General features: G+C 56.3%; 14 protein-coding genes. 7 read left to right on the top strand and 7 right to left on the bottom strand.

Annotated features, from left to right (window positions below; genetic code table 11):
* The first annotated feature begins 1 nt into the window (after position 1).
* Both J7399_RS17640 and J7399_RS17635 read left to right on the top strand, forming a co-directional pair.
* Entirely contained in the window at positions 2-838 is an 837-nt protein-coding gene (locus tag J7399_RS17640) for an alpha/beta fold hydrolase (protein ID WP_348539478.1), read from the top strand.
* On the top strand, positions 838-1131 hold the full coding sequence (locus J7399_RS17635; protein ID WP_209088200.1) for a hypothetical protein: 294 nt from the start codon (positions 838-840) through the stop codon (positions 1129-1131). Before J7399_RS17640 ends, J7399_RS17635 begins: the two co-directional genes overlap by 1 nt.
* Here J7399_RS17635 and mdoH read toward each other — a convergent pair.
* The 6 genes from mdoH to J7399_RS17605 form a co-directional block, all read right to left on the bottom strand.
* Positions 1114-3000 carry a glucans biosynthesis glucosyltransferase MdoH gene (gene mdoH, locus J7399_RS17630; RefSeq protein ID WP_209088197.1) on the bottom strand — a complete coding sequence of 629 codons (1887 nt, stop codon included), beginning with the start codon at positions 2998-3000 and terminating at the stop codon, positions 1114-1116. The two genes, J7399_RS17635 and mdoH, sit on opposite strands and share 18 nt — an antisense overlap.
* Complete coding sequence (locus tag J7399_RS17625; protein WP_209088194.1) at positions 2997-4520, bottom strand: glucan biosynthesis protein; 1524 nt, start codon at positions 4518-4520, stop codon at positions 2997-2999. The genes mdoH and J7399_RS17625 overlap by 4 nt, the downstream gene beginning before the upstream one ends.
* A complete protein-coding gene (locus J7399_RS17620; protein WP_209088192.1) occupies positions 4507-5727 on the bottom strand; it encodes an OpgC domain-containing protein in 1221 nt (406 codons plus the stop codon). The genes J7399_RS17625 and J7399_RS17620 overlap by 14 nt, the downstream gene beginning before the upstream one ends.
* Positions 5728-5742: 15 nt before the next feature.
* Complete coding sequence (locus tag J7399_RS17615; protein WP_209088189.1) at positions 5743-7107, bottom strand: tetratricopeptide repeat protein; 1365 nt, start codon at positions 7105-7107, stop codon at positions 5743-5745.
* A gap of 109 nt (positions 7108-7216) precedes the next feature.
* Positions 7217-8431, bottom strand: coding sequence for a CoA transferase (locus J7399_RS17610; RefSeq protein WP_209088588.1), 1215 nt, complete (start codon positions 8429-8431; stop codon positions 7217-7219).
* A complete protein-coding gene (locus J7399_RS17605) occupies positions 8421-10019 on the bottom strand; it encodes a thiamine pyrophosphate-binding protein (RefSeq protein WP_209088186.1) in 1599 nt (532 codons plus the stop codon). The genes J7399_RS17610 and J7399_RS17605 overlap by 11 nt, the downstream gene beginning before the upstream one ends.
* 231 nt (positions 10020-10250) lie before the next feature.
* Between J7399_RS17605 and J7399_RS17600 the strand changes: the two genes are divergently transcribed.
* Entirely contained in the window at positions 10251-10859 is a 609-nt protein-coding gene (locus J7399_RS17600; protein ID WP_209088183.1) for a d(CMP) kinase, read from the top strand.
* A 6-nt stretch (positions 10860-10865) separates the two neighbouring features.
* On the opposite strand, the gene J7399_RS17595 is transcribed toward J7399_RS17600, so the two are convergent.
* Entirely contained in the window at positions 10866-11252 is a 387-nt protein-coding gene (locus J7399_RS17595; protein ID WP_209088181.1) for a helix-turn-helix domain-containing protein, read from the bottom strand.
* A gap of 155 nt (positions 11253-11407) precedes the next feature.
* Between J7399_RS17595 and J7399_RS17590 the strand changes: the two genes are divergently transcribed.
* The 4 genes from J7399_RS17590 to J7399_RS17580 all read left to right on the top strand — a co-directional run bounded on the left by J7399_RS17590 (position 11408) and on the right by J7399_RS17580 (position 14827).
* Positions 11408-12043 carry an NAD(P)H-dependent oxidoreductase gene (locus J7399_RS17590; protein ID WP_209088178.1) on the top strand — a complete coding sequence of 212 codons (636 nt, stop codon included), beginning with the start codon at positions 11408-11410 and terminating at the stop codon, positions 12041-12043.
* 123 nt (positions 12044-12166) lie between these two features.
* Positions 12167-12427, top strand: coding sequence for a DUF6525 family protein (locus J7399_RS21005; RefSeq protein ID WP_280637813.1), 261 nt, complete (start codon positions 12167-12169; stop codon positions 12425-12427).
* A gap of 218 nt (positions 12428-12645) precedes the next feature.
* Positions 12646-14322 carry a 30S ribosomal protein S1 gene (gene rpsA, locus J7399_RS17585; RefSeq protein WP_209088174.1) on the top strand — a complete coding sequence of 559 codons (1677 nt, stop codon included), beginning with the start codon at positions 12646-12648 and terminating at the stop codon, positions 14320-14322.
* 136 nt (positions 14323-14458) lie between these two features.
* Positions 14459-14827, top strand: coding sequence for a GFA family protein (locus J7399_RS17580; RefSeq protein WP_209079699.1), 369 nt, complete (start codon positions 14459-14461; stop codon positions 14825-14827).
* Position 14828: the final 1 nt, after the last annotated feature.

Below are 14828 nucleotides of genomic sequence, written 5' to 3'. Positions count from 1 at the left end.
GATGCGAAGAACCATGTTGGCGGCTCTCGCCTTTACTGCAATGAGTGGTTCCGCTGCTTGGGCATGCTCTAGTGAGACACCCTGTGAGGTGGGGGAGCGCGCCTACTATGTCGCATTGCCTGAGGGGCAAGAACAGTCAGCCCCCGCCGTTGTTTACATCCATGGATGGGGGGGCAGCGGGAAGGGGGCACTCCGCAATGGAGGCATGGTGTCTGCGTTTTCGGAGCGAGGCTATGCTGTGATTGCGCCTGATGGCGTACCTCGAGAAGGGCGTAACGGTCGCAGTTGGGGGTTTCATCCAAATTCAGGCAGGCAGCTTGAGGAAATTGCCTACCTACAAGCTGTGCGAGATGATGCGATCGAACGCTTTGATTTGGACCCGGATCGCATTGTGTTGGCTGGCTTTTCCATTGGTGGATCGATGGTTGCCTATACGGCCTGTCTTGATCCCAATTCTTTTGCTGCCTACGCGCCTGTCGGCGGAAATTTCTGGCGCCCGCATCCGACAGAATGTGCCGGTCAGGTGCGGATGTTGCACACGCATGGGTGGACAGATGGAACGGTTCCGCTGGAGGGGCGCGTGGTGAATCGTGTGCCAGTGACCGATCCGGATGCTTTCGCACAAGGCGATATTTTTTATGCGATGTCTCTATGGCGCGAGACAAACAAATGTGTGCACCTGAAAGCGGATCGCTTTATCACGGAAGGACAGTTCTGGCGGCGTATCTGGGACCGCTGTGCACCGGACTCTGCATTGGAATTGGCACTGTTCCCTGGGGGGCATGCCATTCCAAGGGGCTGGTCTGATCTTGTTGTAGATTGGTTTGAGGGGCTGTGATGCTGGTCGCAGGTATAACAGTTGCTGCGCTTGCCACCGGGATTTTGCTCCCGTTGCGGTGGGGCGTTTATGGGTTTGCTGGCGGCGCAGCAGTTCTTTTCCTGATACAAGTCGGGATCAATTCCGCTGGTGGGTTTGCCGGTGCGAGTTTTGAGGAGAGCCTGCTGTTGTTTAACGGCTCATACCTCTCATATTTTGGATTTAACTTGCAGATAAGCTATCGTGCCTTTGCTGTGCCGCTGTTGGCTTTGGCGCTGCCGATAATCTATCGCTTGTCACTCCGCCGCAATTGATTGCGGCGCTGCAGTTTCTGTCAGCACAGATTTCATCCAAGCCCGTTCATTTCGCGCCAAAGACACGATCTTTGGCTCGATGAGTGTGTGCGGTGTGTCGAGGCGTAGCACGCGGCTTGCGGCATTCGCAACGGGCACTGAGCTGAGCTTTGACAGTGGAACCGCAGCTGCGAGGCTGAAAGCGATCGGCAGGATCAAAAGCGAGATATCTGCAAAAATCATGCCCCCGATCAGCGCAAGGCCAAACACGGTTTCAATCCAATGGAACCGCAAGGTCGCCAACCACCCGTAACCGTTCCCGCTCCGGTCTTGTGGCGCCCACGCATTTTTGCGCCCCAGAAGTGCGGAGGTCGCTGCAATGGTGTGGTGGACCATCATGATCGGAGCATAGAGCACCGAGAGCAGAACTTCGACCAGCATTGATCCGATGAAGACCCGACGGGAGCCATAGGCTGCGCGTGTTTTGGACTGCAGACCAAAGATGACAGCACCGGCGATTTTTGGGAACAAAAGCATGCCGTAGATGAAAGCGAGGTAGAACCAGGCCATACTGGTTGGGGTTTCCTGCCATATCGGCATCAACGGGTTCGCCGGTGAAAAATAGCTGGGTGGAGTGTCGTCGCTGACGCCGACAAAGGCCCAAAGGGTGATCACCGCGAGCCAAGCGGGCGACATCAGAAAGGCGAGGGCGCCCAGCAAAAGGTGAAAGCGAGAAATGACATGGAAGCCGCGTGCCGTAAGAATTCGCAGATGCTGCATATTGCCATGGCACCAGCGACGATCCCGCACGACATAGTCGATCAGGGTTTGCGGTGTTTCTTCATAGCTTCCTGTGACGCGGGGCAGAAGACGCACGGCCCATCCCGCACGGCGCAACATCCCTGCTTCGACAAAGTCGTGGCTCAGTAAAAGATGTTTTGCGCCGCGCCAGCCCTTCAGGTGCGGAAGGCGGGCGCTTTCAGCAAATGCACGCGTGCGAATGATCGCGTTGTGGCCCCAATAGTTGCCTTCGTGTTGTGACCAGCAGGCCAACCCCTCGGCAATCAGCCAGCCGTAGACGGAGTTCGAAAACTGTTGCACGCGGCCAAAAAGTGTCTGAGCACCAATCAACATTGGACGGCTTTGAATGAGACCTGCATCCGGATCAGCCGCCATGGCGCGTGCGAGTTGTCGAATGGCTTTGCCGCTCATCAAACTGTCTGCGTCAAGGATCACCATGGAGTCATAAACGGCCCCCCAGTTTTCGATCCATTCGGTGAGATTGCCCACTTTCTTGTCGGTGTTTTCCTCGCGACGGCGATAAAAAACTTTGGTGTCTGGGTGTGCTGAGCTGCTTAGTGCTTGATAGGCGCGTTCTTCCATCCTGGCGACTTGCGGGTCGCGCGTGTCACTGAGGATAAAGAGTGTGTAGCAATCTTCTCCCGGACCATCGGCCAGCTCTCGCATCATGGCGGAGGCATTGCCAAAAACATCCCAGGGCGTTTCGTTGTAGACGGGCATCAACAGGGCGATTTGAGCGGATTGACCGTTCACTCTGCCACGGGTCATACGCATGCCCCCTAGCGCTGTGCTGACCAGTCCCAGACAGGCATTGGTTGCCGAAAATGCAAGCCACACAGTCGAAAGCGCAATCAGCGCCAAGACAATGGCGTCAATCGTCGAGACGCCGCCGCGGCTTAAATACGTTGAGAAGGACGTGCAGATCAGGGTCGTCAACGTGATGGTTGGTACAAAGGCCGCTAGACGCCAAAGGTGGCGCCCCGGACGTCCGGCATGTTCCATGGAGCGCCTGCTGCCGACTTCCGAAAAGGTCTGAGCCGGCATCGCGAGCGGCGCCCGCGGGGGCATATGGGGATGCTCAGGCGTCATGCGGTCCACCGGTAAAGCCACACCTCACTCAGTGGTGCGTCTTTGAGCCGAAGCTGTGCGCGGAACTCAATGAGCGTCTCGTCTCCTGGATGAAACTTGAAGGCCAGTCGAGGTCCACCGGTTTCCGGATTGCGCTGCAAGACGCCGGAGGACACTTCGCCGGCGCTGCTGTTCACCACAATTTCAATCTCGGAGAGATCTGCCGGCACAGTTTCGCCATCGGCAAAATCAATCAGCACGATGGTTCCGTTGTTCTCAAAAGCGGAACCAATCATCGTGTTGAGCACGGTGAGGCCTTGCCCATAGCTGACCTCTTCGCTCCATGTGAGACGATAAGATAGTTGGGTTTCCGTGCCGCGGGTCAGACCGCCTGCTGGACGCCAGTAACATACGATATTGTCGTAGATCTCGGATTGGGTCGGGATTTCGATCAGCGTGACCGCACCTTCGCCCCAATCGCCTTTGGGTTCCACCCAAACGCCCGGCCGGCGGTGATAGAGCGCTTCAAGATCTGCAAAGTCGCTGTATTCGCGCGCGCGCTGAAGAAGGCCGAAACCTTTGGGATTGTTGTCTTGAAAGGCGCTGATCTGCAGCGCGGAAGGGTTGGCCAATGGACGCCAAATGGTCTCGCCCGCGCCGTTGCTGATCAGCAGACCGTCCGTGTCATGCACGGCAGGTCGAAAGTCGGTGAAGCGATGTCTGTTGGTTTGATCGTATTGGAACATCGACGTCAAAGGCGCGATGCCAATGTTGTCGATATCGCGACGCGGGAACAGATGCGTTGTGATGTCCATGGTGAGGGCTTTGCCCGGCGTTATCTCAAAACGATAGGCACCTGTGCAGCTTGGGCTATCAAGCAATGCATGGACAATGAAGGTTTCTTCGTTGGGGCCAGGTTTCTCAATCCAGAAAGCACGGAAATCCGGGAACTCCTCGCCCTCAGGTGAGGCTGTATCTATGGCCAGACCTCGCGCGGATTGGCCGTAGATGTTTCCGGTCCCAATGGCACGGAAATAGCTCGCGCCCTGGAATACGGCGAACTCCTGATAAATGCCTGCCTTTTCCAATTCTGCGCGGAGCCGCAGGCCGGAATAGCCAAGCGTGTCATCGGTAGGCAGTTCAGGGAACTTGTCAGTTTTGTCAAAGACACCGAAATCGAATTTGAGCGGCTGAGCCATGCCGTTTTCGATAACTGCGATGTCGATCGGATGCGGAAAGTAGAGGCCCGGGGCGAAGACGTCCAACTGGAGCGGGGTCTCGGGTTCTTTGCTCCAGAGCGCATTGCGCACGTCAAACCAGATGGAGACGTAATCCTCGTAGCCAATTTCTGTCCATTCCTGCGGAATGCGCTTCGGTGGTTGGTAGTCCTTCTGGCTAAGCGCACGGGCACGCTCAATCACCTCATTCGGATCAAATGAGACGGGCGCATGCAGTTGCAAACCGGGTTCGTTGCTGGCTTCAGCCAAAGCGGGGCTTGCGGCCAAAGCCGCCAAGCTGGCGATGAACTCACGTCTTAGCATTGGCGCCGCTCCGCTTTTTCCAAGGTTGAGATTTGTAGTAAGATGCGCCATAGGCCACGCCGACTATGATCGCCGCGCCGAGCAGGTTCACCCAGAACATAGTGAAATGTGTCCGGCCCACCTGATCCAACAAAGCTCCCATCAGGCGTGCCAGGAACATGGAGGCGATGAAGACCGCCAAAGATTGCTGACCAACTTTCAGGATGACGGTGATCATGCGCTGCCAGATGTGCCCGATGGGCGAAGCTGGGTCACGCGGCTGAAGGCGGTCGCCATTGCGGCCAGCCAGCACCCAAGCGACATAAGCAAGCGACAGGAAGTGGACATAGCGCAAGATGCCAAAGTTGGTCTTGTCGATCAGCACACGCCACTCTTTGCGCCACTCCAATGCCCAGGACAGCTCGTTATAGAGACGGAAATAAGCAAACGGGAGGGTGATCAGGAGCACAGCGACGGCCACCAGAAACAACCGATTGTCTACGGGAGGAGCGGGGAGCCAACGCGCATTGAGCGCAAATCCCGTGAAGAAAATCAACTGCCAGCCAAATGGGTTGAAGAACCAATGGCGCTCGGACCACGGCTCGGCGGGAAAGTTAAGGTCATAGAGGTTCGCGCACAGCCAGACCGCGACCACGGCTGCAAACGCCAGCGCCTTGTTGATCTTTGCCAAGATCACCACTGCGGGCAGCATCACGAGGATGACCATATACATTGGCAGAATGTCAAAATAGTTCGGCACATAGGTCAAAGTCAGCAGACCAAGCAGATTGGTTGGCGTGTCCTTGAAGAATGGGTGCAGGTTGAGCTGGCCGACGTAGTTGCGACCCTCTGGCAGAAGCGCGTTGAGCGCGACCATGGCGGTGGCAATTGCAAAAAACAGACAGATATGCGCCCAGTAAATCTGCCAGACACGATAACTGATCCGGACAGTGCCCATCATATTGCCCTGCTCGCGGAAAACACGGCCAAAGGCGAGGGCGCTCGCCATGCCAGAGCAAAAGACGAAGATTTCAGTGGCATCTGAAAAGCCGAAGCGGGCCGGGATCCAGAGGGTCAGCCAATTGCCCGGGACATGGGCGATCAAGATGATGAACATCGCGATACCCCGGAAAAAATCCAGACGGATATCGCGTGTTTTGGCGCCGATCTGTGCGGCTGTATTCACTGCCGCCGGAGCGGGAGCAAAGGTCGGGTTTGCCACTCTCATAGTCCTCGTCCAGACTTAGTTTGCTGCCGTCGATGGGGTCGCCAACGTGCGCAGCTCGGCGATTTGTGCCATGCGTGATGCACCAAATGCGTCTTCATGCCCGCCACGCAGCCCAGTGCGCGCCCGCAGCAGCGCTTCGGTTTCCGCCAAATGACCAGCCCGCAGGCCAGCTTCGATGGTGAGCCGTTCGAAGATATCGCGTTGTGCGTGACTGCCCCCCATGGATTGGAAGTTGGTCTGTGCCGCGCGCAGATGAGAGAAGGCAGAGGCGTAGTTTGCTTCGCCAAATGCAGCCAGACCTTCAGAGGTCGCGACACCTGGCGAGAGCATCACGCGTGCCATTTCATCTTCTTTTTTGGCGTTTTCGGCCACGCGGGCATTCAAGCGCGCAACGGCGTCAGGTCGGGTTTCTCCGATCAGCGCAAGCATGTAGTGCATGTCGGCAAAAGTTAGGCAGCCATCGTTAGAGCGCTTCTCTGCAAGATTGGCCAATTCAACCCAGCGATCGCCCACATCAACACCTTCAAGTTCAAGACGCATCAGCAGGGAACTTGCGTTTGAGAAGTCCCGATAGTCGTCAGTTTTCTCATCGCGCACTTTGGTGTCGTAGAGGTCCAGAACCGTGCCAATGTCGCCCTGATCCAGGTGAAGAATGGCCTTGTGCCACCAGACGTGGAACCGGAAGTTGTTGCAGTGGTTCCAAGCATCGAGATTGCTGTCGATGAGTGAGATGCCACTGTCGGTCTGATGCGTCATGTCATAAACATGTGCCACAGCATGAAGGCCCCAAGCGTCGTCTGCGGCGAATTCAAGCCCACGCAGGCCGACGTGTTCAGCCCGCTCATAGCGACCGTTTTCTTCAAGTGCGAAGGCGTGACATCCCAGTGCATATCCGTAGAGCGGATGCGCAACCCCGTGAGCGCTGATCACACGCTCGATCGACCGCAGCATGCCCTGGCTGTCGCCAAGCATAAAGCGAATGCCATGCGAGAGCTTCATGCTGATCGTGTCGGCATGATTGAGGCGCAGCGCTTCCTCCATGCGCGCCACAGATTGAGAAGGCTTGCCGGCCAGCCAATCCGTCAGTGCGGCACACCAAAGACGTTCACGCTTTGTGGCGCCGCCTTGCGTCAGAGCACGCTGCGCATCATCGCTTGCGGATTGCGCAACGCTGACCAGCTCACGACGTCCGAGCATCAAACAGCTCAGGCCCTTCATAGCGTGGCCCATCGCAAAATCAGGTGCCAGGGTCAGCAGGCGGTTAAGATGGTCACCGGTTGTTTGACCATGTGACAAGACACCAAGAATAACATTGTTCCATGCGCTCAAGGCCTCCTCGTTGGACAGACTTACCTCGCAGGCACTGATATCGGTCAGCATTATGAAACCTTTCGAACGCTTCAAGACAGTTTGAAAAATTATAGGTTGGGCACCAAATACGCGCACATCACCAAAACGTTATGGCTCGAAAAGGTGATTGGATCTCAACCTATTGTGATTGACTTTGGCTCATGTGTTGCGACAGCAGGTCAAATACATTTTCGGTGTCTTCTCCAAATTTTGGCGGTGCTTTTGCATATTGAATCGGCGTTTTAGAGAATTTGAGCGGATTGCCCAGCAGATTTACGTTACCTGCGCTGGTTGCTTCGGCTGAAACCTTGACAACAGCGCCTCTTTCTATGGCCTGTGGCGATGTGAGAGCTTCTTCTATGGTGTGTATGGGACCGCAGGGCACGCCCTGAGCTTGCAACATTGCGAGGGTCTCTTGCGAGGAATGGGCGCCAATTGTTTCAGAAACGGCGGTTTCCAGCGCAACGCGGTTCTTCAGGCGCAGCGGATTTGTTGCAAAACGCGGATCCGCAGCCAAATCGCTGCAATTAAAGGCACGGCAAAAAGACTGAAATTGCGTGTCATTTCCGACGGCTAGGATGATATGGCCGTCTTTGGTGGCAAAAACATTGTAGGGCGCAATATTAGGGTGCCCATTTCCGCGCCGTTTCGGCGTCTTGCCAGATGTCAGGTAGTTTGTGCCTTCATTGACGAGCCAGGCCATCTGGCTGTCCACCAATGCCAAGTCGATCTGTTGCCCTTCGCCGGTGGCTTCTGCGTGGCGCAGAGCGGCTAACATGCCGACGGTGGCGTACATGCCGCACATGACATCGGCGATACCGACGCCCACTTTCATGGGCGCGCCATCCGGGTCACCTGTAATGGACATGATGCCCCCAAATCCCTGCGCCATGAGATCATAGCCGGGCCGTTCTCGGTTGGGGCCGGTTTGGCCGAAGCCGGAAATCGAACAATAGACGAGGCTCGGGTTGATCTCACTCAGCGCGGCGTAATCGAGCCCATACTTTTTGAGCCCCCCGGGCTTGTAGTTCTCAATCACGATCTGAGCTTGAGCCGCGATCTGTTTGACAAGCTCTTGCCCCTCAGTGGTCGAGAGATCTGCGGCCACCGAGAATTTGTTGCGATTGGCGGCCATGAAGTAGGCGCTCAGATCACTTTGGCCGTCTGTCGTTTCTGCGTAGGGTGGACCCCAGCGGCGCGTGTCATCGCCGCCAGTGATTGGATTTTCGATTTTGATCACAGTCGCGCCGAGATCGCCCAGAAGCTGGGTGGCTGTCGGGCCAGCAAGAATGCGGCTGAGATCGAGAACCAATACGCCTTCAAGCGCGCGGGGGGCGGTAGGATTAGAAGGCATTGTCATAGGCTTTCCGGTCAATTTGAACGGCGATAACTGTGAAAGTTTCAGCGGTTTGCGCATCGTTCAGTGCCTGACGCAATTCTGCCTCGCTGGAAACACTCACACCATTGCCGCCGAAAGCGCGCCCAACGGCCGCCATATCGGTTCCTTTGAAATCCACGCCAACATTGTCGAGTTTGCGCTCGCGTTGTTTCAGTTCGATAAGAGCCAGGGAGGCGTCGTCGAACACAATGAAGATGGTTTTCAGTTTATGTTCGGCGGCTGTTGCGAGTTCACCCACAACCATCAGAAACCCTGCATCTCCGCTGAAGGACACCACGGTGCGATCAGGTTCGACAAACTGAGCGCCAATGGCGAGCGGTACTGCGCAGCCCATGGTGCAAAACCCTGAGGATTGCGTGAGCGCGCGCGGGAAGCGGCATGTCCACATTTGACTGAGAAGAATGCGATGCGCGCCGCTGTCAGCTGTGGCCAGCGTATCCGCCGGCAAAACGTCCTGACATATTGAGATGGCTTGTGCTGGCCCCCAGGTTTCTCCGGCTGGGAACGCTGCCGCCAAGGCATTTTGGGTGTCTGAGATTGTGGAGCCTGACCAGCCGTTGCGCGCGTTGTCTGGAAGCAGCGCAGCAACAGAGGCGGCGCAATCCCCAACAATATTGTGGCTAGACTGATGCATATAGTGGTGGTTCGGCTCGGCTGTTATGTCGATGACCACCTGCGTCTCGGGATCCCAAGGATTTTGCCAGCCGATCCGCATTTCGATGGGGTCATAACCAATAGCGAGAATGACATCGGCTTCTTTGACAAGCGGCAATAAAAACTTGTCAGCTTTTGGGGAGAGGCCCGCACCGCCGAGTGCAAGCGGATGATCTTCGGGCATTAGCCCTTTGGCTTTGTAGGTGGTGATGACCGGCGCGCCTAAGAGTTCTGCCGCCTGCTGGACTGCGCTGGCTCCAGCCTCAGACAGGGCGTCGACGCCTGCTACAATGAGTGGCTTCTTTGCGTTTGCGAGAGCGGTGCGGGCTGCATCTAGCTCGGGCCCTGCCGGTGCGACCGAAAGGGCCGGGCGGCGCATCACGCCTTCCCCTTCAGAGGGCGCATTCGCCACGGAAATCGGGACATCAATGTGGACTGGGCCCGGGCGCCCTTCGGTGGCGATGCCAATGGCTTTGTCGATGATCACATGGGCTGCCTTCGCGTTGAGCGTAAAGCTCGCCTTGGTGACACTCTCAAAAACCTTTGTCTGATCCAGGACTTGGTGGGTGTAGACTTGGGCTGTGTCCGGATCGACGCATCCGGTCAGTACAATCATCGGCACGCGATCTTCACGCGCATTTTCCACGACATTCACTCCGTTTAAGGCACCAGGGCCAACAGTCGTGAGCAAAATGCCTGGTGCGCCAGTGCGGTGATAGGTGGCTTCTGCCATAAAGCCCGCAGCGTTTTCGTGACGGCACAGGACAAATTCGATGCCGGCTTTGTCCAGTGCATCCAGAAGTGTCAGCACTTCGCCTCCGGGCATACCAAAGGCCCAACGGCATCCTTGCTCATACAACCGTTTCGCAATCACATCTGCTGCGCGCATGTTATCCCCGCCATTGATTTCATTTAGCGGTGTATTGGTCGTAGGCTTGCAGCAAGTCAACGGAGGTGCGGCGAACCCACGTGAAATTCATATTCTGTAATATTAAGATTTGCTGGCGGTGCGAATTTTGGTGGCGTGTCAGCTTGCGCCCCAAGGTGGCTGTGGTGTAGGCCCGCATCAACTTCAAAGCTCTCTGCTGCTAGTCAGGAGCGCATGCGAAAAGGCGAAGCGATGCGATTCACCATTGCGATTGATGGACCGGCGGCGGCTGGAAAGGGCACAATTTCCAAAGCAATTGCTGCGCATTTCGGTTTTGCGCATCTTGATACGGGGCTTTTGTATCGCGCAGTGGGTGCGCGTACACTGGATGGCACTGACCCGATTGATGCAGCGAAAGCGCTGACGGCCGAGGATCTTACTGCGGAAAATCTGCGCACGCCAGAGGTGGCGCAGGCCGCAAGCCGCGTAGCGGTGATAGCGGAGGTGCGCGCAGCACTGATTGATTTTCAGCGCGCTTTCGCCGGACGGGCAGGGGGAGCTGTGCTGGATGGGCGCGATATCGGCACCGTTATTTGTCCGGAGGCGGACGCTAAGCTTTTTGTGACCGCCAGTGCGGAGGTGCGGGCGGAGCGCCGATATCTGGAGCTCGTCGGCAAAGGACACGAAACTACGCAAGACGCTGTTCTGGCCGATGTGAAAGAGCGCGATGCACGTGACGCCGAGCGGGCCGAGGCGCCCATGAAGCCTGCAGAAGATGCGGTGCTGATTGATACGTCTGAGCTGGCTATCGAGGCGGCGGTACAAGCAGCTATCGATGCGGTGGAGGCGCAGCGGAGCTGATAGGTCTCAAGCGCTGTCTTTCAGCGCCGCTTCCCGATCATAGTTTTCCCGTGCCGCATCGATGGTGGGCAGGTTTTCCAACGCCCAATATCCCATCGCTTTTACAGGCTCTAAAAACGAATGCCCCAAATCTGTTAGGGCGTATTCCACTTTGGGAGGAATCGTTGGGTGGTATGTGCGGCTGACCAGCCCGTCGCGCTCCAGCTCGCGCAGGGTCAGCGACAGCATCCGTTGCGAAATACCTAGTCGGCGTTTGAGCTCGTTGAAGCGCAAGACACCGTATTCGCCAAGCGACATCACAATCAAAACAGACCAGCGGTCACCAACTCTGCTCAGAACTTCGTTGATGCGTTGGCATTCCGGGCACTGCGTCTTTTGCGTTGCTTCTGGCATATGAGCCTCCTTGGGTGGTTCCCTTCGTGTGACCGGGGAACGAGAATGTGGCTTCTTGCAGCGGTATTTGGTTCTTTCTATATCGTCAGTATCGAAAATATACCACCCTTGGCGGCTCGGCTGCAGGAGGGGTGAAAGAGAAAGAAAGATCAAAAATGACCTCCCTCAAAGACTTGATGACATGGCGCTATGCCACCAAGAAAATGGACCCTGCAAAAGTGGTTTCTGAAGAAAAAGTAGAAGCCATCTTGGAAGCAATCCGCATGGCGCCGACGTCCAGCGGCACTCAGCCGTTTGAGGTGTTTGTGGTGACGCAAGATGCGATGCGTGAAGAAATCCGCAAAGTGGGCTGGGATCAAAGCCAGATCACCGAATGTAGCCATCTGCTCGTTTTTGCTGCGTGGGACAACTACTCCGCAGAACGGATCGATGCGGTTCGCGCACACATGGAGGAGCTGCGCGGCGAAAACCCGATGATAACGCAGTACTATGAGAACCTCAAAGGCGCTTATTTGCACCGCGAGTCCACCGTAAACCATGATCACGCAGCGCGTCAGACCTACATTGCTTTGGGGTTTGCAATGCTGGCGGCGGCAGAACTTGAAGTGGATTGTTGCCCAATGGAAGGGTTTGATGCGGATGCTGTGGATCAGATTATGGGGCTTAAGGAGCTTGGCTTGAAATCCGTTACGCTGTTGCCGCTTGGCTATCGCGAAGAAGGCGCGGATTGGCTGCTGCCGATGCCGAAAGTTCGTAAGTCGCGAGAGACTCTGGTCAAAACCATCGCTTGATAGCGGGCGATAGCGCTATTGCAGCGGTGCTCGGATTGGCGCCGCTGATTTGCATTTCTGGCTTGTTTTTTTCTCCTGTAATTATGTAATAACATAACATTTTAATGCGAAGGCAGAGTGGATATGCGAAAAAATCTCAACAGCAGCTTGAAAGGGCGACGACGCCAGGGGGATGCGATGCAAGCCTATGATGCGTTACCAGCCGAGTTGCGCCAATGGCTGAGCGTGGCGGCGTTGCCATGGAGCCCTGCATCCGCCATCGGTATCTGGAAGAAGGCCGGGGGTACTCGAGATCCGGAGGCGGCGCTTGAGCGGCTAGATGCGATTGAACAGGCAACACTACGCCGAGATCGCGTAGTGCGCGGAATCGGCTTGCCCACATAGGTGATTGTCGCTAAGAAGCGCACGTCTATAAGGCGCAAATGCCATAAAACAATGAGACGAGCAGGGTCGGAAGCACCGGCCCTCTTTGCTTTTTGTGTGTTTTCTTGTTGTTGGCGCGCCCAAGACCAAATTGTTCTGCCAGAAGGCGGACACCAACCAAGACCGGCGGAGACAACCGCACGGCCAGAAAAAACGTTTGTAAAGGAAGTAAACGCCACATGGCTAACGCAACCATGGAGGAATTCGAAGCCCTCCTCCAAGAAAGCTTCGAAATGGACACACCGAACGAGGGTTCGGTTGTCAAAGGCAAAGTCATCGCTATTGAAGCGGGCCAAGCCATCATCGACGTCGGCTACAAAATGGAAGGTCGCGTTGAGCTCAAAGAATTCGCAAACCCTGGTGAAGCTCCTGAAATCGCTGTTGGCGACGAAGTGGAAGTGTACCTGCGCGCGGCGGAAAACGCCCGTGGCGAAGCTGTTATCTCCCGCGAGATGGCACGCCGCGAAGAAGCATGGGATCGCCTTGAGAAAGCCTACGCAGACGATGCACGCGTTGAAGGCGCGATCTTCGGCCGCGTTAAAGGCGGCTTCACGGTTGACCTCGGCGGCGCCGTGGCCTTCCTGCCAGGTTCCCAGGTTGACGTACGCCCCGTACGTGACGCTGGCCCTCTGATGGGTCTGAAGCAGCCGTTCCAGATCCTGAAAATGGACCGTCGCCGTGGCAACATCGTTGTGTCCCGCCGCGCGATCCTCGAAGAGTCCCGCGCCGAGCAGCGCGCTGAAGTTATCGGCAACCTGTCCGAAGGTCAGGCTGTGGACGGTGTGGTCAAGAACATCACCGAATACGGTGCATTCGTTGACCTGGGCGGCGTAGACGGCCTGCTGCACGTCACCGACATGGCATGGCGTCGTGTGAACCACCCATCTGAGATCCTGACGATCGGTGAAACCGTTAAGGTTCAGGTCATCAAGATCAACAAAGAAACCCACCGCATCAGCCTGGGCATGAAGCAGCTGCAAGACGATCCATGGGATCTGGTTGCTGCCAAGTACCCACTGGAGTCCGTGCACAAAGGCCGCGTGACCAACATCACCGATTACGGTGCCTTTGTTGAGCTGGAAGCGGGCGTTGAAGGTCTGGTTCACGTCTCCGAGATGTCCTGGACCAAGAAAAACGTGCACCCCGGCAAGATCGTTTCCACCTCTCAGGAAGTGGACGTCATGGTGCTGGAGATCGACGGTGCCAAGCGCCGCGTGTCTCTGGGTCTCAAGCAGACCATGCGCAACCCATGGGAAGTGTTCGCAGAAACACATCCAGAGGGCACCGAGGTCGAAGGCGAAGTCAAGAACATCACCGAATTCGGTCTGTTCATCGGCCTGCCAGGCGAGATCGACGGCATGGTTCACCTCTCCGACCTGTCTTGGGACGAGCGTGGCGAAGATGCGATCCAGAACTACCGCAAAGGCGACATGGTTTCGGCCGTTGTCTCCGAAGTGGACGTTGAAAAAGAGCGTATTTCCCTGTCCATCAAAGCGCTGGGTGGTGACAAATTCGCAGATGCGGTTGGCGGCGTGAAGCGCGGCTCTATCGTGACTGTTGAAGTGACCGCGATCGAAGACGGTGGCATCGAAGTAGAATACGAAGGCATGAAATCCTTCATCCGCCGCTCCGACCTGTCCCGTGACCGTGCAGAGCAGCGCCCAGAGCGTTTCTCCGTCAGCGACAAGATCGACGTGCGCGTCACCAACATCGACAGCAAGACCCGTCGTCTGGGCCTGTCGATCAAGGCACGCGAAATCGCAGAAGAAAAAGAAGCAGTGGAACAGTACGGGTCTTCCGACTCCGGCGCGTCCCTCGGCGATATCCTGGGCGCAGCGCTCAAGGGCGACGAGTAAGATCACCCGATCTTTTGCTTTATGAAATGGGAAACCCCGCCAGCAATGGCGGGGTTTTTCTTTTGGGTCGGCGAGCTTGCTTCGTTGTCATTGTTCTTCAAATGTTCTCATGTTGAATGCCGGGTGAGGACGTAAAATGATTTCTGGAAGTTGCAATTGCGGGGCTGTGAAGTTCGCGTTGAGCGCGGCCCCAACAATGATGGGGACCTGCCATTGCTCTCGCTGTCGCAAATCGGGCGCGAGTACGATTGTCTTTGTAAAGAAAGAGAGCCTGCGGTGGGTGTCCGGCAAAGAGCAGGTTGCGCTCTATCAGCCAGAGCTACCGTTCAAATATGGCCGATGTTTTTGCAAGATCTGCGGCACGTCGTTGGGAGAGATCCTGTCAGAGGAAGAGAGTTTCCCGATTTCCGCCAATGCCTTTGATAGTGATCTCGGGTTGCAAATTCAGTTCCAAGAGCATTTGGACGATAAGCCCAGTTGGGTTGCAGTTGGCGACACAGCCTGAG

The organism is Shimia sp. R9_1, from assembly GCF_017743775.1.
GTDB lineage: Bacteria > Pseudomonadota > Alphaproteobacteria > Rhodobacterales > Rhodobacteraceae > Shimia.
This window is presented reverse-complemented; position numbering and strand designations above follow the sequence as displayed.

Coding starts and splice junctions, on each gene's coding strand:
- J7399_RS17640 (WP_348539478.1), top strand. CDS start 2: ATGCGAAGAACCATGTTGGCGGCTCTCGCCTTTACTGCAATGAGTGGT.
- J7399_RS17635 (WP_209088200.1), top strand. CDS start 838: ATGCTGGTCGCAGGTATAACAGTTGCTGCGCTTGCCACCGGGATTTTG.
- mdoH (WP_209088197.1), bottom strand. CDS start 3,000: ATGACGCCTGAGCATCCCCATATGCCCCCGCGGGCGCCGCTCGCGATG.
- J7399_RS17625 (WP_209088194.1), bottom strand. CDS start 4,520: ATGCTAAGACGTGAGTTCATCGCCAGCTTGGCGGCTTTGGCCGCAAGC.
- J7399_RS17620 (WP_209088192.1), bottom strand. CDS start 5,727: ATGAGAGTGGCAAACCCGACCTTTGCTCCCGCTCCGGCGGCAGTGAAT.
- J7399_RS17615 (WP_209088189.1), bottom strand. CDS start 7,107: ATGCTGACCGATATCAGTGCCTGCGAGGTAAGTCTGTCCAACGAGGAG.
- J7399_RS17610 (WP_209088588.1), bottom strand. CDS start 8,431: ATGCCTTCTAATCCTACCGCCCCCCGCGCGCTTGAAGGCGTATTGGTT.
- J7399_RS17605 (WP_209088186.1), bottom strand. CDS start 10,019: ATGCGCGCAGCAGATGTGATTGCGAAACGGTTGTATGAGCAAGGATGC.
- J7399_RS17600 (WP_209088183.1), top strand. CDS start 10,251: ATGCGATTCACCATTGCGATTGATGGACCGGCGGCGGCTGGAAAGGGC.
- J7399_RS17595 (WP_209088181.1), bottom strand. CDS start 11,252: ATGCCAGAAGCAACGCAAAAGACGCAGTGCCCGGAATGCCAACGCATC.
- J7399_RS17590 (WP_209088178.1), top strand. CDS start 11,408: ATGACCTCCCTCAAAGACTTGATGACATGGCGCTATGCCACCAAGAAA.
- J7399_RS21005 (WP_280637813.1), top strand. CDS start 12,167: ATGCGAAAAAATCTCAACAGCAGCTTGAAAGGGCGACGACGCCAGGGG.
- rpsA (WP_209088174.1), top strand. CDS start 12,646: ATGGCTAACGCAACCATGGAGGAATTCGAAGCCCTCCTCCAAGAAAGC.
- J7399_RS17580 (WP_209079699.1), top strand. CDS start 14,459: ATGATTTCTGGAAGTTGCAATTGCGGGGCTGTGAAGTTCGCGTTGAGC.